This is a genomic window from Streptomyces sp. CA-249302, from assembly GCF_050936785.1.
Classification (GTDB): domain Bacteria; phylum Actinomycetota; class Actinomycetes; order Streptomycetales; family Streptomycetaceae; genus Streptomyces.
This window is the reverse complement of sequence record NZ_JBNJMG010000001.1, coordinates 3,231,689-3,251,670: the sequence shown is the minus strand read 5'-3', so window position 1 is coordinate 3,251,670 and position 19,982 is coordinate 3,231,689. Positions and strand designations below refer to the sequence as shown.

18 protein-coding genes are annotated in these 19,982 nt (G+C 71.0%); 14 read left to right on the top strand and 4 right to left on the bottom strand.

Features of this window, described 5'->3' with window-relative positions; genetic code table 11:
• Positions 1-12 precede the first annotated feature (12 nt).
• Positions 13-1,041, bottom strand: a complete 1,029-nt coding sequence (locus ACQEWB_RS14610; protein ID WP_432830883.1) for an MBL fold metallo-hydrolase — start codon at positions 1,039-1,041, stop codon at positions 13-15.
• Between the two features lie 91 nt (positions 1,042-1,132).
• Between ACQEWB_RS14610 and ACQEWB_RS14605 the strand changes: the two genes are divergently transcribed.
• From ACQEWB_RS14605 to ACQEWB_RS14585, 5 genes are all read left to right on the top strand, one after another.
• Entirely contained in the window at positions 1,133-1,522 is a 390-nt protein-coding gene (locus tag ACQEWB_RS14605) for a hypothetical protein (RefSeq protein WP_432830881.1), read from the top strand.
• A gap of 173 nt (positions 1,523-1,695) precedes the next feature.
• Positions 1,696-3,153 carry an aldehyde dehydrogenase gene (locus ACQEWB_RS14600; protein WP_432830879.1) on the top strand — a complete coding sequence of 486 codons (1,458 nt, stop codon included), beginning with the start codon at positions 1,696-1,698 and terminating at the stop codon, positions 3,151-3,153.
• A 4-nt stretch (positions 3,154-3,157) separates the two neighbouring features.
• Positions 3,158-3,430: a ferredoxin gene (locus ACQEWB_RS14595; protein WP_432830877.1), complete on the top strand. Its 273-nt coding sequence runs from the start codon at positions 3,158-3,160 to the stop codon at positions 3,428-3,430.
• A 196-nt stretch (positions 3,431-3,626) separates the two neighbouring features.
• Positions 3,627-4,799, top strand: a complete 1,173-nt coding sequence (locus tag ACQEWB_RS14590) for a cytochrome P450 (protein ID WP_432830875.1) — start codon at positions 3,627-3,629, stop codon at positions 4,797-4,799.
• A 156-nt stretch (positions 4,800-4,955) separates the two neighbouring features.
• A complete protein-coding gene (locus ACQEWB_RS14585) occupies positions 4,956-6,200 on the top strand; it encodes an MFS transporter (RefSeq protein WP_432830873.1) in 1,245 nt (414 codons plus the stop codon).
• Here ACQEWB_RS14585 and ACQEWB_RS14580 read toward each other — a convergent pair.
• Positions 6,197-6,823 carry a TetR family transcriptional regulator gene (locus ACQEWB_RS14580; protein WP_432830871.1) on the bottom strand — a complete coding sequence of 209 codons (627 nt, stop codon included), beginning with the start codon at positions 6,821-6,823 and terminating at the stop codon, positions 6,197-6,199. The genes ACQEWB_RS14585 and ACQEWB_RS14580 overlap by 4 nt on opposite strands.
• Before the next feature lie 210 nt (positions 6,824-7,033).
• Between ACQEWB_RS14580 and ACQEWB_RS14575 the strand changes: the two genes are divergently transcribed.
• The 4 genes from ACQEWB_RS14575 to ACQEWB_RS14560 are packed head-to-tail and all read left to right on the top strand — an operon-like array spanning position 7,034 to position 10,938.
• Entirely contained in the window at positions 7,034-8,467 is a 1,434-nt protein-coding gene (locus tag ACQEWB_RS14575; RefSeq protein ID WP_432830869.1) for a glycosyltransferase family 4 protein, read from the top strand.
• Positions 8,461-9,210, top strand: coding sequence for a class I SAM-dependent methyltransferase (locus ACQEWB_RS14570; protein WP_432830867.1), 750 nt, complete (start codon positions 8,461-8,463; stop codon positions 9,208-9,210). Before ACQEWB_RS14575 ends, ACQEWB_RS14570 begins: the two co-directional genes overlap by 7 nt.
• Positions 9,207-10,274: a prenyltransferase/squalene oxidase repeat-containing protein gene (locus ACQEWB_RS14565; RefSeq protein ID WP_432830865.1), complete on the top strand. Its 1,068-nt coding sequence runs from the start codon at positions 9,207-9,209 to the stop codon at positions 10,272-10,274. Before ACQEWB_RS14570 ends, ACQEWB_RS14565 begins: the two co-directional genes overlap by 4 nt.
• Positions 10,275-10,332: 58 nt before the next feature.
• Positions 10,333-10,938, top strand: coding sequence for a hypothetical protein (locus tag ACQEWB_RS14560; protein ID WP_432830863.1), 606 nt, complete (start codon positions 10,333-10,335; stop codon positions 10,936-10,938).
• Here ACQEWB_RS14560 and ACQEWB_RS14555 read toward each other — a convergent pair.
• The gene (locus tag ACQEWB_RS14555) at positions 10,932-11,219 is read right to left on the bottom strand and encodes a hypothetical protein (RefSeq protein WP_432830861.1); all 288 of its coding nucleotides are present in this window, start codon (positions 11,217-11,219) and stop codon (positions 10,932-10,934) included. The genes ACQEWB_RS14560 and ACQEWB_RS14555 overlap by 7 nt on opposite strands.
• A 125-nt stretch (positions 11,220-11,344) precedes the next feature.
• Here ACQEWB_RS14555 and ACQEWB_RS14550 point away from each other — a divergent pair, with 125 nt between their 5' ends.
• The 5 genes from ACQEWB_RS14550 to ACQEWB_RS14530 all read left to right on the top strand — a co-directional run bounded on the left by ACQEWB_RS14550 (position 11,345) and on the right by ACQEWB_RS14530 (position 18,863).
• Positions 11,345-11,917, top strand: a complete 573-nt coding sequence (locus ACQEWB_RS14550; protein WP_432830859.1) for a hypothetical protein — start codon at positions 11,345-11,347, stop codon at positions 11,915-11,917.
• Between the two features lie 75 nt (positions 11,918-11,992).
• Complete coding sequence (locus ACQEWB_RS14545; protein ID WP_432830857.1) at positions 11,993-12,373, top strand: CU044_2847 family protein; 381 nt, start codon at positions 11,993-11,995, stop codon at positions 12,371-12,373.
• Positions 12,374-12,376: 3 nt separating this feature from the next.
• The gene (locus ACQEWB_RS14540; RefSeq protein WP_432830855.1) at positions 12,377-14,530 is read left to right on the top strand and encodes a trypsin-like peptidase domain-containing protein; all 2,154 of its coding nucleotides are present in this window, start codon (positions 12,377-12,379) and stop codon (positions 14,528-14,530) included.
• Positions 14,527-15,477 carry an AAA family ATPase gene (locus ACQEWB_RS14535; RefSeq protein ID WP_432830853.1) on the top strand — a complete coding sequence of 317 codons (951 nt, stop codon included), beginning with the start codon at positions 14,527-14,529 and terminating at the stop codon, positions 15,475-15,477. Before ACQEWB_RS14540 ends, ACQEWB_RS14535 begins: the two co-directional genes overlap by 4 nt.
• Before the next feature lie 2 nt (positions 15,478-15,479).
• Positions 15,480-18,863 (top strand): SAV_2336 N-terminal domain-related protein, encoded by a 3,384-nt coding sequence (locus tag ACQEWB_RS14530; protein ID WP_432830851.1) that lies wholly within the window; start codon positions 15,480-15,482, stop codon positions 18,861-18,863.
• Here the strand turns inward: ACQEWB_RS14530 and ACQEWB_RS14525 are convergent.
• Positions 18,860-19,870, bottom strand: a complete 1,011-nt coding sequence (locus ACQEWB_RS14525) for an LLM class F420-dependent oxidoreductase (protein WP_432830849.1) — start codon at positions 19,868-19,870, stop codon at positions 18,860-18,862. The two genes, ACQEWB_RS14530 and ACQEWB_RS14525, sit on opposite strands and share 4 nt — an antisense overlap.
• Positions 19,871-19,982: the final 112 nt, after the last annotated feature.

The window sequence follows — 19,982 nt, the reverse complement described above, 5'->3', positions numbered from 1 at the left end:
CGCACGACCGGTTTACACCGCCACGTAAGCCACCGGCTCGCTCCCCGCCACCGCCTCCGCCCGCCCCAGCTTCACCAGCCGCCGCAGATGCGCTTCCGCCTCCGACACCGCGATGTTCCTGGATCCGTACGGGATCTGCTCCCAGGGCCGGTTCCACTCCATGCGCTCGGCGAGCTGCCACGGGGTGAGCGGTTCCACGAGGAGAGCGCGGAGGTCGGCGAGCCGTTCCTCGTGATGGTCGAGCAACTCCCGTACGCGGGCGGCCGCGTCGGTGAAGACGTACTGATGGGCGGGGAGCACCTCGGCGGGCCCCAGCCGCCCGATCCGCTCCAGCGAGTCGAGGTAGTCGCCGAGGGGGTCGGTGACGGTCGCGTCGTCGGGATCCTCGTACAGGCCGATGTGCGGGGTGATCTCGGGGAGCAGGTGATCGCCGGAGAACAGGCGTCCGTGGCCCGGGAGTCGGGACGGGTGCTCCTCCTCCAGGTGCAGGCAGACGTGACCGGGGGTGTGGCCGGGCGTCCAGATGGCGCGCACCCGTCGGCCCGGGAGGTCGAGGAGTTCGCCGGGGACGAGCTCGCGGTCGGGCAGGGCGGGGGAGAAGCCGGGCAGGGTGGTGCGGGGGGCGGCGTCGCGCAGGGGCGCGATGTGCTCCTCGGGGGCGCCGGCGGCGGTGAGCTTGGCGGTCATGTAGGCGAACCAGCGCCCCGGTTGGGTCTCCCGCGTACGGCGCACGATCGCCGTGTCGGCGGCGTGCATCGCGATCCAGGCACCGGAGGCCTCGCGCACCTTGCCCGACAGACCGTGGTGGTCGGGGTGGTGATGAGTGATCACGACACCGTGGATCTCCCCGACAGAGGTCCCACAGGCCGCCAGCCCTTCCCCGAGCACGGACCAGGAGGCGGGATCGTCCCATCCGGTGTCCACCAGCACCGGCCCGCGATCGGTGTCCACCAGGTACACCAGCGTGTACCCGAGCGGGTTGTCCGGAATGGGCACCTGAACGGACCGTATGCCCCCACCATGATCGAACGTCTCCACCATCTGCCCTCCGCTCCACGGCCGTTGTCCACTATAACTAGAACTCGTTTCACATTGGGTGGGCCTGTGGAAGGCGTCCTCGGGGGTGGGTTTCTTGAGTGTCTGGGCTTATGTGGTGATCGCCGCCGCGTGTATCGCCCTCATCCTGCTGGACATACGCGGAATCCGCATTTACCGCGCACTGCGTGGTCGCGGTATTCCGGTGAAGGCGAGATGTGTGGGCGTGAACCGGGAGGACGGAGGCCTTTACACCGTCCTGCTGAACTACACGCACGCTGATGGGAGGGTCTACCAGTTCAAGGAGGGAAGCCTTAAGGCCCCTGTGCGCATGGGTGCCGAGCTCGATGCGTTGTACGACCCTGCCGGATACGCTCCGCCGACGATCAGCTCGAGAGTCACCAGAAAACGAGCCTTCCCCTACTTCACGGTGGTGTGCCTTCCGTTGCTCGCGGCGGCGACGAGCGCCTTCGTCCATGTCCTTTGACGGTTGATCAGCCGCCGCCGGGGTGTCCGGGCCAGGCTGATCGCCGCTGCCGTGAGTCCTCCGGGTGTGTCGGTGAACCCGCTGGTGAGGGCCTATCCGGCACTAGGCCTGGCCTAGTTCGGCCAGAACTGGTATCAGTTCCTGAAACACCGTCAGAAACGAGGGCAGTGGTGATGGCCGAGCTCGTGGAACACGGACAGCTGTTCATCGGCGGGGAACTGACAGATCCCCTGGGCAAGGACGTCATCGAGGTGATCTCGCCCCATACCGAGGAGGTCATCGGGCGGGTGCCGCACGCCTCGCGGGAGGACGTCGACCGGGCGGTGGCCGTCGCGCGGCGGGCCTTCGACGAGGGGCCCTGGCCTCGGATGTCGCTCGACGAGCGGATCGAGGTCGTCACCCGGATCAAGGACGCGATCGCCGTACGGCACGAGGAGATCGCCCGGGTGATCTCGTCCGAGAACGGGTCGCCGTACTCCTGGAGCGTCCTCGCGCAGGCGCTCGGCGCGATGATGGTGTGGGACGCGGCGATCACGGTCGCGCGGAACTTCACCTACGAGGAGCGGCGGGACGGTGTCCTCGGGAAGATCCTCGTCCGCCGTGAACCCGTCGGGGTCGTCGCGGCCGTGGTGCCGTGGAACGTCCCGCAGTTCGTGGCCGCCGCCAAGCTCGCGCCCGCGCTGCTCACCGGCTGCACGGTCGTACTCAAGCCCTCGCCGGAGTCGCCGCTGGACGCGTACATCCTGGCCGACATCACGCGCGAGGCCGGGCTGCCGGAGGGCGTGCTGTCGATCCTGCCGGCCGATCGGGAGGTGAGCGAGTACCTGGTCGGGCATCCCGGGGTCGACAAGGTGTCGTTCACCGGGTCGGTGGCGGCCGGCAAGCGCGTGATGGAGGTCGCCTCCCGCAATCTCACCCGCGTGACACTGGAGTTGGGCGGCAAGTCGGCGGCGGTGGTGCTGCCGGACGCGGACGTCGCGACGACGGTCGCCGGGGTCGTGCCCGCCGCCTGGATGAACAACGGGCAGGCGTGTGTGGCGCAGACCCGCATCCTCGTACCCCGGTCCCGTTACGACGAGTTCGCCGAGGCCTTCGCGGCGGCGGCGGGCGCACTGGTCGTCGGCGACCCGCTGGACACCGCGACCCAGGTCGGCCCGCTGGTCGCCAAGCGCCAGCAGCAGCGCAACCTCGACTACATCCGCATCGGCCAGGAGGAGGGCGCCAAGATCCTCACCGGCGGCGGCCGTCCGCCCGGCCTGGACCGCGGCTGGTACGTCGAGCCGACCCTCTTCGGCGACGTCGACAACTCGATGCGCATCGCCCGCGAGGAGATCTTCGGCCCGGTCATCTGCCTGCTGCCCTACGGCGATGAGTCCGAGGCGCTGAAGATCGCCAACGACTCGGACTACGGGCTCAGCGGCAGCGTGTGGACGGCCGACGTCGCGCACGGCATCGAGGTCGCACGGCAGGTCCGTACCGGCACCTACTCGGTGAACACCTTCAGCCTCGACATGCTGGGCCCCTTCGGCGGCTACAAGAACTCCGGACTGGGGCGGGAGTTCGGGCCCGAGGGCTTCGGCGAGTACCTCGAACACAAGATGATCCACCTCCCCGCCGGCTGGGAGGGCTGAGCGGATGGAGGCACCTTCCGCACGAGCGGAGTCGAGCGTGGGCGCGGGCGACCGCTGGCACGTCGAGGTCGACCGCTCGGTCTGCATCGGCTCGGCCCAGTGCACGCACCGCGCCGAGGGCGCCTTCCGCCTCGACTCCGCGATGCAGTCCCACCCGACCGACCCGGAGACCGCCGCCAACGAACGCATCCTGGACGCCGCCGAGAACTGCCCGGTGGAGGCGATCGTGATCACCCTGCTGGGCAGCGGGGAGCCGGTGTTCCCGCCGGAGGAGTAGCCGCGCACGCTCCCGCGGCTGCCGGAGCCGGAGCCGGAGCCGGAGCGACCGGTGGCCGGCGACCGGCCGGCCGACCTGACGCAGTGCCAGATCCGACCTCCCGCAGTGGGCCGGCCCCCCGTGGCCGGCCCTTCTTCTGTCTCTCCCCGTCGCTAGCGTCACCTCCACCCCGCGTGCCGACCGGAGGGACAGGGCGATGGAGCCGCACAGGCAGGGAAGCGTGACCGGGCCGCCGGACGTGATGCGGCTGCTCGAACCCGACGTACTCCTCGATCCGCATCCCGTCTACCGGCAGTGGCACGCGCAGGCGTCCGTGCTGTGGGATCCCGGTATCGAGGCGTGGCTGGTCACCGGATACGACGAGGCGCTCACCGCGCTGCGGGACGCCGAGACCTTCTGTCAGGACTGGCGGCGGGTCGGCGTCGACACCCCGCCCTCGCTGCTCAGCCTGCAGACGCTCGACCCGCCCGAGCACACCCGGGTCCGGCATCTGCTGCTCGAGGGGTTCAAGGCCGTGGATCTGGGGGAGTTGGAGCGGATCGTGCGGGCCCGGCTGGACGAACTGCTCGCCGCCGCGGCCGTCGACGACAGCTTCGACTTCGTCTCCCGGGTCGCCGAACCGCTCACCCTGCGGACCGTGACCCGGCTGCTCGGCGTGCCCGAGCCCGAACAGGACTGGTTCGTGCCGCTGTCCAACACCGTCGTCGACGGCATGGACGCGAGCCTGCGCCCCGAGTGCTACGAGCCCGGAGTCGCCGCCCGCGCCGAACTCACCGCCCTCGTCGGCCGCTGGCTCGACACCGACCTGCCCGACGGCCTCACCGCCCGTGCGATGCGCCGGGCACCCGACGCCGACGTCGACCGCGAGGTCCTGCTCAACTCCCTGCGGGTCGTGCTCCAGGCCGGCTTCCAGACCGCCAGCCGCTTCCTCGTCACCGGCCTGCTCACCCTGCTCCGCATCCCGCCCGCGGACCGGCCCGTCGTCGGCACGGACAAGGCGGTCAACGAGCTTGTCCGGTACGCCGGTCCGGTGCATGTCGAGAGCCGCGCCTGCGTGCGCGACACCATGCTCGGCGAGCAGAAGATCCGCAAGGGCGAGATCGTGTCGATGTTCCTCGGCGCGGCCAACCGCGACCCCGCCGTCTTCGCGGACCCCGACACCCTGCGCCCGGACCGCACGCCCAACCGTCATCTCGCCTTCGGCCGGGGCCCGCACGCCTGCCTCGGCGCCCAGGTCGCCGTCCTGGTGGCCCGCACCGTCTTCGGCGTCCTCGGCACCCGCCACCCGCGGGCCCGCCTGGTCGCCGAACCCGTGCCCCGGCCCAACGTGACCGAGCACGGGATGCACCACCTGGAGATCGCGCTCTGAGAGGAGGTGTTCCGCCATGCGTCACGTCCACTGAACCGCAGAAACACCGACCACGTGAATCCGGGCACAATGAGGGAAACGCGCACGCACCACCGGGCCCGCCCCGCACCCGTACCAGGGCGGGCCCGGTGGGAACCCGCCGCAGAGGGAGGGGACTTGGCTCGTACGGCCGCCTCGGCGCCGCCCGCCGGCCTGGGCTCGGTGCTGCGCGTGCCGGGCATGCGGCCGGTGTTCGCCGCGCACGCGGTGTCCATGGCCGGCACCCTCGCGGCCGAAGTCGCCCTGTCCGTCCTGGTCTTCGAGCGCACCCGGTCCGCGCTGCTGTCCGCGCTGGTCCTGGTCTGTTCCTTCCTGCCGTACGCCGTCGGTGGCACCGTCCTGTCCGCGCTCGCCGACCGCTTCCCGCCCCGGCCGGTGCTGGTCTGCTGCGACCTGCTCAGCGCGGTCTGCATCGCGGCCATGCTGATCCCGGGACTTCCAGTCGCCGGTCTGCTGGGGCTCCTGCTGGTCACGGGGTTCATCGCCCCGCTCTTCCAGGGCGCCCGGGCCGTCAGCCTGGCCCGGCTCCTGGACGCGGAGACCTTTCCGCTGGGGCGCTCGCTGCTGCGGACGATCAGCCAGAGCGCGGTGGTGACCGGGTTCGCGGTCGGCAGCCTGGCCGTGGCGGCGGTGGGCCCGCGGTGGCTGCTGGTCGCCGACGCGGTCAGCTTCGTCGCGTCGGCCGTACTGATCGGCCGGTGGACGCCGGCGACACCGGCCGCCGCGCCGGACGGCGGACGGTCCCTGCTCGCCGTCGTACGGGACTCGACGGACGGGCTGCGGCACATCGCCGCGCACCCGCCGCTGCGCCGGCTGATCCTGCTCACCTGGGCCGTCCCCGGCTTCGCGGCGGTCGGTGACGGGCTCGCCGTCGCCTACACGGCCCAGACCGGCTCCGCCACCACCGCGGCCGGCGCCCTCTTCACGGGGTACGCCGTCGGCACGGTGGCCGGCGAACTCGCCGTCGCCCGCCTGGCACCGGCGCGGCGCCACCGTATGGTCACGCCCCTGCTGCTGGTCTCCCAACTCCCGCTGACCGCCTTCTGCCTGACGCCGAGCGTCCCCGTCGCGGCCGTCCTGCTCGCGCTCTGCGGCCTGGGCATGGCCTTCAACCAGGGCCTCGACCCGCTGATCCTCGCCGCGACCGAACCGGCCTACCGGGGGCGCCTGTTCACCGTCCAGACCAGCGGCCTGATGACCGTCCAGGGCATCGGCATCGCGCTGTCCGGCACGCTGGGCGTGTGGCTGCGGCCGGGTCTCGTCATCGCCGGGACGGGCGTGATCGGGACGATCTCCGTCCTCGCTCTCGGTCAACGGGTGCTGCGCAAAAGCCAGTTGTCGACAGGAGCCGTAAAGAGCTAGTCGTCGTCCGGCGCCGTCAGGTCGATCAGCCGGCACACCGTCTCGATGTCGATCTTCACCTGGGCGATGGAGGCGCGGCCCGACAGCCAGGTGATCAGGGCCGAGTGCCAGGTGTGCTCGATGACCCGGACCGCGGAGAGCTGCTCGGGCGTCGGGTGCTCCTGGCCCATCGCGTCCAGGATGATCACCGTGGTCTGCCGGGAGACCTGGTCGACCTCCGGCGAGACACTGCGGTCGGCGAAGGTGAGCGCGCGGACCATTGCGTCGGCCAGATGCGGCTCGCGCTGGAGGGCCCGGAAGGCCCGCATCAGGGTCTCGGCGACCCGCTCGGCGGCCGTCTCACCGGTCGGCGGCTTCTTCCGCAGCGTGCCGTGCATGTGCTCCAGCTGGTCCTGCATGGTGGCGACCAGCAGATGCACCTTGGACGGGAAGTAGCGGTACAGCGTGCCCAGCGCGACCTGGGAGGACTCGGCGACCTCCCGCATCTGCACCGCGTCGAAACCGCCCCGGCTGGCCAGCTGCGCACTCGCGTGCAGGATGCGCCGACGGCGCGCCTCCTGCCGCTCCGTGAGGGGCGGGGAGGACGTCCCCGCGGAGGCGTCCGGCTTGGTTTGCGCAGGCATGGGTCCCGTCCGGTGACAGTCGGTGAAGGCCGGTGATCGCACCGATCATGGCAGGGTGTCCGCCGTGGCGTGAATCACCTGATCCACTGCTCACAGTGCCCCTACCTGCCGGTAGATTCAGAGCCTCCTGGACGATCAAGTCTGAAACTTGTTCTAGATTAGCGTCCCGGCGTAATCTCGCGGGACAGTGCACGCAGAAGGGGGCCCAGAGTGACCGCTGAGGCCAGTCAGGCGGGGCCCCAGGAGGCCTCCGCCGCCGACGGCGAGCGACCGCTCCACATCGCGCTCCTCACCTATAAAGGGAACCCGTTCTGCGGCGGGCAGGGCGTCTACGTCCGCCACCTCTCCCGCGAGCTGGCCCGCCTCGGCCACCGCGTCGAGGTCATCGGCTCACAGCCGTATCCCGTCCTTGACGACGGCTACCCCGGGCTCACCCTCACCGAGCTGCCGAGCCTCGACCTCTACCGCTCGCCCGACCCCTTCCGCACCCCGAAGCGCGACGAGTACCGCGACTGGATCGACGCGCTGGAAGTCGCGACGATGTGGACCGGCGGCTTCCCCGAGCCGCTCACCTTCTCCCTCCGCGCCCGCCGCCATCTCCGCGCCCGGCGCGGCGAGTTCGACGTCGTGCACGACAACCAGACCCTCGGATACGGGCTGTTGGGCGACGTCGGCGCGCCCCTGGTCACCACCATCCACCACCCCATCACCGTGGACCGGCAGTTGGAGCTGGACGCGGCCGAGAACTGGCAGCAGCGCTGGGGCAAGCGCCGCTGGTACGCCTTCACCCGCATGCAGAAGCGCGTCGCGCGCAGGCTCCCCTCCGTCCTGACCGTCTCCGGCACCTCCCGCGCCGAGATCGTCGACCAGCTGGGCGTCCGCGAGGACCGTATCCACGTCATCCACATCGGCGCCGACACGAACCTCTTCTCGCCGGACCCGTCGGTCCCGGTCGTCCCCGGCCGGATCGTCACGACGTCCAGCGCCGACGTCCCGCTCAAGGGCCTGGTCTTCCTGGTCGAGGCGCTGGCGAAGGTACGTACCGAACACCCCGACGCCCACCTGGTCGTCGTCGGCAAGCGACCCACCGAGGGACCCGTCGCGCAGGCCATGGAGCGTTACGGCCTCGAAGGCGCCGTCGAGTTCGTCAAGGGCATCTCGGACGCCGAACTGGTCGACCTGGTCCGCTCGGCGGAGGTCGCCTGCGTGCCGTCGCTCTACGAGGGCTTCTCACTCCCGGCGGCAGAGGCGATGGCGACGGGAACCCCGCTCCTGGCGACGACGGGCGGCGCGATCCCGGAGGTGGCCGGCCCCGACGGCGAGACCTGCCTCGCGGTACCGCCGGGCGATTCGGGCGCGTTGGCGGCCGGGCTGAGCCGCCTCCTTTCCGACCCGGAGCTACGAGCACGCCTCGGCCGGGCCGGACGTGAGCGAGTACTGGCGAAGTTCACCTGGGCCCGAGCGGCGGAGGGCACGGTGGCCCGCTACCGCGCGGCGATCGCCGGCTCCGCCGCCGCCCCCACGAGCCGCTCCGCGCCCAGGCTTCCCGGCCGCTCCGCGGCCTCACCGGACGGCGACCCGAAGATCGGCGCCCCCCAACCGACCGACGCCGACATCAATCGCGAAAGCAGGGCCACGTGCTGACCGTCGACTTCTCCCGGTTCCCGCTAGCCCCGGGCGACCGCGTCCTGGACCTCGGCTGCGGAGCCGGCCGGCACGCGTTCGAGTGCTACCGGCGCGGCGCCCAGGTCGTGGCGCTCGACCAGAACGGCGAGGAGATCCGCGAGGTCGCGAAGTGGTTCGCGGCGATGAAGGAGGCCGGCGAGGCACCGGAGGGCGCCACCGCGACGGCGATGGAGGGCGACGCCCTCGCTCTCCCCTTCCCGGACGAGTCCTTCGACGTCGTCATCATCTCCGAGGTGATGGAGCACATCCCGGACGACAAGGGCGTACTCGCCGAGATGGTACGGGTGTTGAAGCCCGGCGGCCGGATCGCGATCACCGTCCCGCGCTACGGCCCCGAGAAGGTCTGCTGGGCGCTGTCGGACGCGTACCACGAGGTCGAGGGCGGCCACATCCGCATCTACAAGGCCGACGAACTGCTCGGGAAGATCCGCGAGGCGGGCCTGAAGCCCTACGGCACGCACCACGCGCACGCGCTGCACTCGCCCTACTGGTGGCTGAAGTGCGCGTTCGGCGTCGACAACGACAAGGCGCTGCCCGTGCAGGCGTACCACAAGCTGCTGGTCTGGGACATCATGAAGAAGCCGCTGGCCACCCGGGTCGCCGAGCAGGCGCTGAACCCGCTGATCGGCAAGAGCTTCGTGGCGTACGCGACCAAGCCGCACCTGCCGCGCCTCTCCGAGACCGGGGCGGCCGCCAAGTGACCACCCCCCGGACAGAACACCTCGTCCTGCCCGGGGTCCTCACCGCGGGGCAGGCCGCCGCGACCGTCGCCGGCATCCTCGCCGTGCAGCGGGAGGACGGGGCGATCCCGTGGTTCGCGGGACACCACCTCGACCCGTGGGACCACACCGAGGCCGCGATGGCGCTGGACGCGGCGGGCGAGCACGAGGCCGCCGAGCGGGCCTACGAGTGGCTCGCGCTCCACCAGAACGAGGACGGGTCCTGGTACGCGGCGTACCAGGACGGGGAGTTCGCCAACGTCACCGATCACGGGCGGGAGACGAACTTCGTCGCCTACATAGCCGTGGGCGTGTGGCACCACTACCTCTCCACCGGCGACGACGCCTTCCTGGACCGCATGTGGCCGGCCGTGTACGCGGCGGTCGAGTACGTGCTGCGGCTCCAGCAGCCCGGCGGCCAGATCGGCTGGAAGGGCGAGGACGACGGCAGCTTCACCGGCGACGCGCTCCTCACCGGCTCCTCGTCCATCCACCACGCCCTGCGCTGTGCGCTCGCCATCGCCGAACAGCGTGAGGAGCCGCAGCCGGACTGGGAGTTGGCGGCCGGGGCGCTGCGGCACGCGATCCGCCGGCATCCCGAGCGGTTCCTGGACAAGGACCGCTACTCGATGGACTGGTACTACCCGGTACTGGGCGGCGCGTTGACCGGTTCGGAGGCCAAGTCCCGTATCGAGGAGGGCTGGGAGCGCTTCGTCGTCCCGAACCTCGGGGTGCGCTGTGTCGTCCCCAACCCGTGGGTGACCGGCGGCGAGTCCGCCGAACTCGCCCTCACGCTCTGGGCGATGGGCGAGTCGGACCGCGCGCTGGAGATCCTCCAGTCGATCCAGCACCTGCGCGACGCCGAGTCCGGCCTCTACTGGACGGGTTACGTCTTCGAGGACGAGGCGATCTGGCCCCGGGAACTCACCACCTGGACCGCCGGCTCGCTCCTCCTCGCGGTCGCCGCCCTCGGCGGCCACGACGCGACCTGCACGGTGTTCGGCGGTGAGGACCTGCCGAGGGGACTGGACCCCGACTGCTGCTGACCCTCGTACCGTCGGAAATCCGGTCGAGAAATCCGCCGTCGGCGGCCACCCTGGCCGAATGCTGCTGAAACTCACCGGATCCAGCTGCGCGGGCAAGACGACCCTCGCCCGCGCGGTCGCGGACCGGCTGGACGGGCTGGTGGTGCACGAGTTCGACGAGGTCGGCGTACCGGACCCGCCGATCCATCCGCACTGGCGCAACCGCATGACCGAACTGTGGGTGCGTCGCGCGCTGGAGTACCAGGCCCGGGGACTGGACCTGCTGCTGTCCGGGCAGTCGCCGCTGGGCGAGGTCCTCGCCGCCCCCTCGGCCCCGCTGCTGGACGGGATCGCGGTGTGCCTGATCGACGTCGCCGACCCGGTACGGCGCGAACGGCTCGCCGCGCGCGACGGCGGCCGCTGGGACCAGGACGCCGTCGACGCCTTCTGCGGCTGGGCCGCCTGGCATCGCGGCCACGCCCGCGACCCGCGGTTCAGGCCCGAGGTCGTGATCGACGGCAGCTGGCCGGAGATGGCCTGGCACCGTTGGACCGGGTGGACCGCCGAGGACCCGCGTTGGCGCACCGACCTGATCGACACCACGGGACGCCCGATGGCGGAGTCGGTCGACCAGGTCGAGCGCTGGGTGACCGGACGACGTGAGGCGTACCGGTCCGCTCAGTGACGTTGCATCCGGCCGGCGATCGCGTGGCCGACGAAGAGGTAGACCACCGCCGCGAGGCCGTAGCCGGCGACCACGCGGGCCCAGGCCTTGTCGAAGGTGAACAGGTCACGCGACCAGCCGGCCAGCCAGTCGGCCACGTCATGGACGAACTGCACCAGTTGGTTGGCGCGGTTGGCGTCCAGCAGGTACATCAGAATCCACAGGCCCAGGAAGAGCGCCATGATGTCGGCGACGATCGCGACGACCGCCCCGGCCCGATTGCCACTGCTGTATCGAGACATGCTTTCCGGATTGCCGCGACTTCCCGGATGAAACCCGATCGGGTTCGCCCGAGTGGCGGAGGGCGCCGGTCCGGGGCAGGCTGCCGGAGGAACACCGACTCGGGGAGCACACCCCGGAGGACCCCGTGCCCGTACCGATGCGGCGCCTCTTCGTGGCGCTCACCCTCTGCTGCGCCCTCCTCGCAGGCGCCACCGCCTGCGGAAACAGCGGGACCGACGCCGCCCAGGACACCGCAGCGGTCGTGGCCGCCGCAGCCGACACCCCCAGCCCCACCACCTCGGCCGAACGGCAGAAGTTCGCCAAGACCCGCTTCGTGGCGAACGCCGGGCTCGCGGCCGGGGCGACGTACCAGTGGATCGTGAAGCCCTGGAAGGCCGGCAAGTTCAAGAAGGGCACCAAGGGACGCAGGTTCGCCCTGGTGAAGGCGGGCCTCGCGGGAGCCTTCGCCTACAACCGCCTCAAGGCGGCCACCCGCAACGCCCAGGGCGACCCGACCCTCTCCAAGGCCCTGGCCCCGCTCAGCGCCGGCATCGACGCCCTCAAGGACCTCCCGTCGAAACTCCGCAAGGGCGATTCCACCGACGACACGGTCGGCTCCTTCGACGACATCATCAACAAGGTCAAGGACGCGGGGAAGAGCGCGGGCGCCGAGGTGACGGACCAGGTCCCGTCGGCCGGGCAACTCACCGGGGGCTGAAGTCTCTTTTCCTCAACGGGACTTGAATCGGGCGAAAGGGCTGTCGCGACCGTCGGCGATTCGCACAATGGGAACGTGTCGAGCTTCGGCGAACTGCGCCTTTCCGATGGGACGCCTGTGCGTCTGGAACTGACCGAGGACGGCGGAACCCCCGCTCGTGCGGCGCCGGCCGACGATCTGCCGGAGGGCATGGGGGAAGTCATCCCGGTGTCCCGAGGTGGCCCGGCGGTCGCCGCGTTCGCTCTGGAGACCCTGCGCAGCACGCTGCGTCCGCTCGGGCCGTTCCTCGAAGAGGTGCATGACGCGGTCGTCGCCTCGGGGCGTCCTCCGCAGGAGGTGAACGTCACCTTCGGCGTCCAGGTCGGGCACGATCTGAAGCTCGGCATCGTAGGTGGCAACGGACAGGCCCATCTGACGATCTCGGCGACCTGGCAGCCGGCTCCGAGCGCGGACTGATGCATGAGCTGGTTCCTGAAGGCCGCTCGATCGGTGGCGGCGGATCCGCGGTACTCCGTGGTCGCAGTGCTGGGCACGACCACGGGCATGAGCGTCGGAGCGGGTGTCCTGCTGGCCCCCGATCAGGTGCTCACATGTGCTCACGTCGTCAATGACGCCTTGGGCAGGACCCCGTTCGACACTCGACCCCCGACCGACCGAAGCGTTCCCGTCGCACTGCACAGCCCTTCCGGCGCCGCGCGGCACAGCGCGCGGATCCTGCACTGGGTTCCCGCCCGCCGCCGGGACGGCACGCCCGGCGTGCGCGAGAAGGAAGACCGTGAATGGCTTGGTGACCTGGCCGTCCTCCAGTTCGAGACGATGCCGGGAACACTTGTGCCGCTGCCGGAGTGGCTGCCCATGGAACCCGGGCAGTCGCTGCGCGCCTGGCACGGCACCGGGTTGAGTGGTTCGTTCGCCGATGTGCGGGTCAAGACTTGCGACGGGGACATCGGGTACATGGACGGTGACTCGACGGGCATGGCTATCGGCCCGGCGTACAGCGGCGGTCCGCTCTGGTCGGTCAGCCAGAACGCCGTCGTGGGCATCGTGGCCGCCGTCATATCAGCGTCCGCCGATCCGATGACCGGTCTGCCCCAGTCGTTCAGCTCCCAGCTCATCGCGCGGCGCAGCTGGGGAATCCCCTGGCAGCGGGTCGAGCGCGAGTTGCGCGCCGTCGGGGCCGCCGCGCTGTTCGACGTGCCGGTGGCCGACCCGGAGGATCCGGCCCTGCCGCTGCTGATGGACCTGCTCGAAAGGCTCATGCCCTCCCCCAGCCTGCGCGGCGACCACGCCCGAGCTGTGGCTGAGCTGTGCGGGTATGGTCCCCCCGATGCTCTTTCCGCGCCCACGGCCGAGGAGTTCGCGGGACTGCTGATCACCGAGCCGCGTGCCCTGGCCGGGCTCGTTGACGTGTTGCACCGCCGAGACCCGGGGGCGGTACCGGAACTGCTGGCGGCGGGACGGCTCTCCCGGATCCCGAAGTTGCTGGCGCCCAGAGAACACCGCAAGCTCATGCACACCCTGAACCTGCTGCCCGCCCAGGTCAGGGCCCGCCTGCCCGAAGCGGTCCGGGCCGCGCTGCCACTGGCCGCCGCCTTCCGGGACGACACCCTGGACGGGCTCGTGGCCCATCTGGAGTCCCTTCCGGGCGACAGCCGCACCGAGGCGGACGGTCTGCGGGTACCCGGCCTGCTGCGCGTGATCGAGTACGTGGCCGTCCTATGCACGCCCACCCAGCGCGCCGATCTCCGACTGTGGAGCAGCGGCGTCATCGCCCGGCTGGGCATCCCCACGGCATCCTTGGCCGAACGCCGCTCGGACGCCGAGGACTGGGCCCGCACCCAGCAGCGGCGGACCGTGCCGTCACGGGTACTGGCACAGGTGATCGGTACGGCAGCGGACCGCTACCGACTGCGGGTCTGGTGCGACGAGGGCAGCGGTCCCCGGCAGGTGTCGACGGACGGTGACGCCACGTACGACGGAGCTGGCATGGCACGCGAACTCCTGCGGGTGCTGGAGCCGCTCGACCGGGCGGCTCAGGACGGCCGCCGGCCCCTGGTGGAGGTGCACGTGGACCGGGACGGGCTGAACCTTCCGATCGACGAGTGGAACAGCGCCGACCCCGACGACCTGGTCCCGGGGGTGCTCGGTGCCGAGTACCCGTTGGTGGTCAACTGCCCGGAACTCCTGTACCGGTACGAACGTTTCCTGTCCGACTGGCGCAACCGCTGGAGACGTCTCGACGCCGACGTATCGCTGCGCTTCGAGGACGCCGCCCAGGGGCGGGAGGTCTACGGCGCGCTGATGGAGAACAAGGATGCCGGCCGGGTGTTCGTGGACGTCGTCCCCCCACACACCCGTGACGAGATCGTGCAGACCTGCCTGATGATGGGGGTACCCGTAGTGGTGTGGGACCGCGGAGGCACACCGAAATCGCATGCCGTCGAGCGGATGGCCCTGGTGGCGGCCCGCGCACTGCCGGAAGAGGTGCGGTCCTACCGCGCCAGGACCATCAACAGACCGCACGAGTACACCGGCCACCCCGTCCTGGCCTGGGCGGACGCGGACCGTACGGTGCCCCGGTTGCAGCTGTCGGAGCCTCGGGAGAGCGCATGAGCACGTCATCGAACGGCAGTTGGCGCATCTTCCGAGGCGACAACGTACCTAGGTCGGTCACCATGCCGCCTGCACCCCCGTGGCGCCGTTTCAAGACGCCAGGGCGCCCCCTCGCACCGCTTCCGTATCTCATCGCTCCAGAGCACGCGGACATCGTCAACGCCGCTCTCCATCTGCGCAGGCCGCTGCTCGTCACCGGCCCCGCCGGCACTGGGAAGTCGTCACTGGCACGGGCCGTCGCCCATGAGCTGAACCTCGGCGAGGTGCTGCGGTGGCCGGTCAACAGCCGCTCCAACGTGCAGGACGCGCTCTATCACTACGACGCCATCGGTCGGCTCCGGGAGACCACGCTGAGCCGGGACCGGGGCGAGGCCGAACCGTCCATCGGCACGTTTATCCGGCTCGGCGCGCTCGGCACGGCCCTGGCCCCGCACGACACTCCGAGGGCTCTGCTGGTCGACGAGATGGACAAGGGGGACGTGGACCTGCCCAACGACCTGCTGACCGTGTTCGAGGAAGGCGTCTTCGAGATCCTCGAACTGGCCCGGCTGCCCGAGGACATGGCGGACGTCGAGGTGCTCACCGACGACCACCGGGGTACCGTCCGCGTGCACGCGGGCCAGGTTCAGTGCACCGAGTTCCCCGTCGTGATCGTCACCAGCAACGGCGAACGGGACTTTCCGCCCGCGTTCCTGCGCCGCTGCATCCGCCTGGACCTTCCGGCTCCTGACGCGGATCGACTGCGTGCCATCGTCGCCGCCCACCTCGGGCCCGATGTGCTGGAGCAGGTAGAGGACCTGCTGCAGGCCTTCCTGCGGCGGCGGGCGCCGGGGGAACTAGCCACCGACCAGTTGCTGAACGCGGTCTTCCTGCGGACCGGCGGGGTGGATCTCGACGCCGAGGGTCTGCTGGACGCCGTGCTTCACCAGCTCACGGGGACGGTCTGACCGTGGCGGCCGGTGCAGGCCGGTTGAGCGCGGTTCTCGGCGTCCTCAGGCGTGCGGGGCACGAGCTCGACCCGCAGGAAGTCCTGGACACGCTCTGGTTGGCCGGCCGCCTGTCGAGCCCGGCCGACGACCAACTGCCGCTCCAACGCGCACTGCGGAGGACGACCACGGCGGCGCCGGCCGTGGCGGAGGAGCGGCCGACGGCAGGCGATGACACCGCGGAGGAAGCCGACATCACCCCTGCGGACTCCGACCTGACCAGCCTCAACGCCCCTGAGCTGCACGCTGCCGCGCTGCCGCCTCTCCTGCCGGACCGCGTGCTGCAGACCCTGTCGGACCCGGGCAAACCTGCCCTGCCCCTGCTCGTCCCCGAGGAGAAGGCCCTGCGCAACGAGCTGGTGATCGGCCGGGCGCTGCGCCCGCTGAAGCAGAAGCATCCCAGTCCGTGGCGCGAAGAGCTGGATGAGGCGGCCACGGCATCGCGGCTGGCGGAGGAACCCCGGCTGCCCGATGTCGTGATGCGTCCCACGCCCGAGCGCTGGCTCCAGCTCGTGATCGTCATCGACGACGGTCTTTCCATGCTGCTGTGGCACCGGCTCACCGCCGAGCTGCTGACGGCGATGCAGCGCCTCGGTGCCTTCCGGTCGATCGAGATCCGCGGCATCGACACCCGCACGGCCGGGCCACCGACGCTGCACGGGCAGCCCTTCGGCGCCGACAGCTCCACGATGTCCCCGTCCGTTCTCCGCGACCCCTCCGGCAAGACCCTCGTCCTCGTCGTCAGCGACGGCATGGGGGCGGCCTGGCGGCGTGGCGCCATGCACGACATCCTGCTGCACTGGGCGGCCTGCGGCCCGGTCGCGATCCTGCACACGCTGTCGCCCGACCACTGGGACGGCTCCGGCATCCAGGCCGACCGCTGGCAGGCCACCACCCGCCGGCCGGGCGGCGCCAACACGTCCTGGGAGATCACCGATCGGGTGCTGCCCCGGCAGTGGGTCGGGTTCACCGGGGTTCCGATTCCCGTTCTGGAGCCCACGCCCGATTCCCTGCGGGCCTGGACGCGGCTGCTGACCTCGCCGGGCACCACCGTCGAACTCCCCCTGCTGGCCCGCCCGAAACGCCATGCCCCCATCACCGCGTCCCGCGAGGTCAACAGCGTCCAGCACTTCCGGGACGCCGCGACGCCCGAGGCGTACCGGCTCGCCGCACACCTGGCGGCGGTGTCCCCGGTGTCCGTACCGGTTATGCGCCTGGTGCAGTCCGCCGTACCGTGGCGGGCCCGTACCTCGCATCTGGCCGAGGTCTTCCTCAGCGGCCTGATCCACCCGTTTCCGGCCCCCGTTCCCGGGCCGCTGCCGGCCAAGCATCGTGTCTTCGACTTCACTGAGGAGTGCAAGAGCGCGCTCTTGGACGCCGTGCCGAGCGGCGAACTGCTGCGCACCAGCCGCCGCATCGGGCGCCGTCTCGAAGAACTGGCGGGTCGTTCACCGGACTTCCCCGCCTGGCTCGCTCATCCGGAGGGCTCGGACACACTGCCGGCCGCGTTTCCGTCCTTCACCGTCGTCGAGCGACGGTTGATGGCCCGATTCGGCGTCACCCTGCCGTCCCCGACCGTCACTTCGCCCACACACCGGGTCGTACGGCCCCCGATCTGGAACCCGCTGTCCTCCCAGGACCCAGCGAACCTGGGCCCCTACGCCCTGCGTGGCCGCCGACAGGGCGGCCGCACCACCGTCTATCTGGCTCTGGACCGGGCGGGCGAGGAGGTGGCGGTGCGCACCGTCCGCCCCGATCTGCCCGCCTCCACCGAGCAACTCCTGGCCACCGAGGCCGAGGCACTGCGAAGGATGAACGGCCGCTACGTTCCCGCGCTCCTGGCCGCGAGCCTGGACGGCCAACCCCCGTGGATCGCCATGCAGGTCTTCCCGTCGGTCGGGCGGTCGAACGCCCAGCCGCCCCGGCTCGGCGAACTGCTCGACTACACCGGCCCCAACGACTCCGGAGCCTTCGACATCCTCGCCAGCCTTGTCCTGGGCTGGCATCTCGCGACCGCGCTGAGCATCTGCCACCTGAGCGGACTGGCGCCCGCCGACCTCTCCCCGGACTCCGTGGTCGTCCTGGAACGCTCCGTGCTCCTCACCGGCCTCTCGGACTGCGCCGTCGACGGCGAGTACCACGGTTCCGGTGCGCCACCGACACCGGAGGACAACGTACGATCCCTCGGTGAGCTGCTGCGGCTGATCAGCAGCCGGCCGCGCAAGCCCCTGCCGGGACTGCCCGAAGGCATGCACATGTGGCAGGGCGACACCTGGCAGCCGCTGCGGGAAGCCGTCCTGCAGTGCCTCTCACCGGATGCGGCCGCCCGGCCCACCGCCGTGGAGATGGCCGACAAGCTCGCCCGTTACGTGGCCATCGCGCAGGCCATGCGCAGCGGTCCGGGGCCGGCCACGTACACCTCGGCCCCGCCAGGCTGGAAAGCGGCGCTTCCGCCGCTGATGCCCCGCCGCGCGCGAGACACCCCCCTCCCACGCCTCGGCCGCAGATCCCCCCTGCGCCTCGACTTCGGCACCGGCCGCACCGCACACGGTTCCCTGCCGGCCGACGTCCGCACCACTCTCACCCACAGCAGACGTATCACCCTGATCGGCGCCCATCCGAGGTGCGGCCGGTCGACGACGACCGTCGTTCTCGGATCGCTCCTCACCGCAGTGCGCGGCGAGCCCGTACTGGCTGTGGACGGCGCGCCCGGGAGGGGCGACCTGCACGCCTACCTCACCCGGCAGGCCCCCGCGACACCGCACCAACTGACCCGACTGCCGCTGGACTCGGGATACGAGGAGATCCGGCGTCACACGAGCATCACGCCCTCCGGCCTGGAGATCCTCGCCTACCGTGCCCTCCACTCCACTCCGAGTCCCGCATACGCCGACGAGTACCGCTGGGTCCTCGCCCTGGCCGCGAGGCACTACCCCTTGGTGCTGACCGACCTGGCCATGTTCCGGCTCGACTCGCCCGCCGACGTGGTACTGGAGCTGACAGACCGTCTGATCCTTTGCTGCCGGGACACGGAGAGCTCAGTCGCCGACGCTCTGAGAGTCCTCCGCACACTCCGCGAACGGGGGTGGGGCACACTCGCGGAGAACGCCGTTGCCGTCATGGCCCGACTCGGTGGCCGCAAGCACTCGGTGAGGGACACGACTCTTCACGGTCCGCTGCGCGAGCGGTGCCGTGCGGTGGTCGTCGTACCGTTCGACTCGCATCTGTTCCAGCGCCAGGGAATCGACCTTTCCCGCCTCAGGGAAGGCACCGTGAAGTCCTATCTGGACCTCGCCGCCGCTGTCGCGGGCGAACCCGGTCCCACCGTCCAGCGCGGGGGCAACTAGGAGTTCAGCTCCGCCAGCACCCGCAGCGTCTCCCGGTCCGGGGCCAGTGCCAGCAGGTCCGTCACCGGCCCCTTGCGCCACAACTCCAGGCGTTCCGCGATCCGTTCGCGCGGCCCGACCAGGGAGATCTCGTCGGCGAACGCGTCCGGCACGGCCAGCACGGCCTCCTCCCGGCGTCCCTCCAGGAAGAGTTGCTGGATATGGCGAGCCTCCTCCTCGTACCCCATCCTCGCCATCAGGTCGGCATGGAAGTTGCGGGAGGCGTGGCCCATGCCGCCGATGTAGAAGCCCAGCATGGTCTTGACCGGCAGCAGCCCCTCGGCGACGTCGTCACAGACCTGCACCCGGGCCAGCGGGGCGACGAGGAAGCCGGGCGGAAGGGTCTCGATCGCCGCTCCGTACACGTCCGGCCGGGTCGGCGACCAGTACAGCGGCAGCCAGCCGTCGGCGATCCGCGTCGTCTGCTCCACGTTCCTCGGCCCCTCCGCGCCGAGCAGGATCGGCAGGTCGGGACGGAGGGGATGGGTGATCGGCTTGAGCGCCTTGCCCAGCCCGGTCCCGTCCTCGCCCCGGTACGGATGCGAGTGGAACCGCCCTTCCAGCGCGACCGGTCCCTCGCGCCGCAACACCTGCCGTACGACATCGACGTACTCCCGTGTCGCCGTCAGCGGCGACTTCGGGAACGGGCGTCCGTACCACCCCTCCACCACCTGCGGCCCCGACAGCCCCAGCCCCAGCATCATCCGCCCGCCGGAGAGATGGTCGAGGGTGAGCGCGTGCATCGCCGTGGTGGTCGGCGACCGGGCCGCCATCTGCGCAACCGCCGTACCCAGCCTGATCCTCGAGGTCTGCGCCGCGATCCAGGTGAGCGGCGTGAAGACATCCGAACCCCACGACTCGGCCGTCCACACCGAGTCGTACCCGAGCCGCTCCGCCTCCTGCGCGAGCGGTACATGGTCGGCGGAGGGGCCGCGGCCCCAGTAGCCGAGGGCGAGACCGAGTCGCATGGCGCCTCCAGCGGGTGTGTGAGGGGCGATATCTGACGGTTCATCAGCTACGGCCGCGAGCTGCGACTGTACGACAACGGCCCCCCGCCCGGAAGGGCGGGGGGCCGTCGTA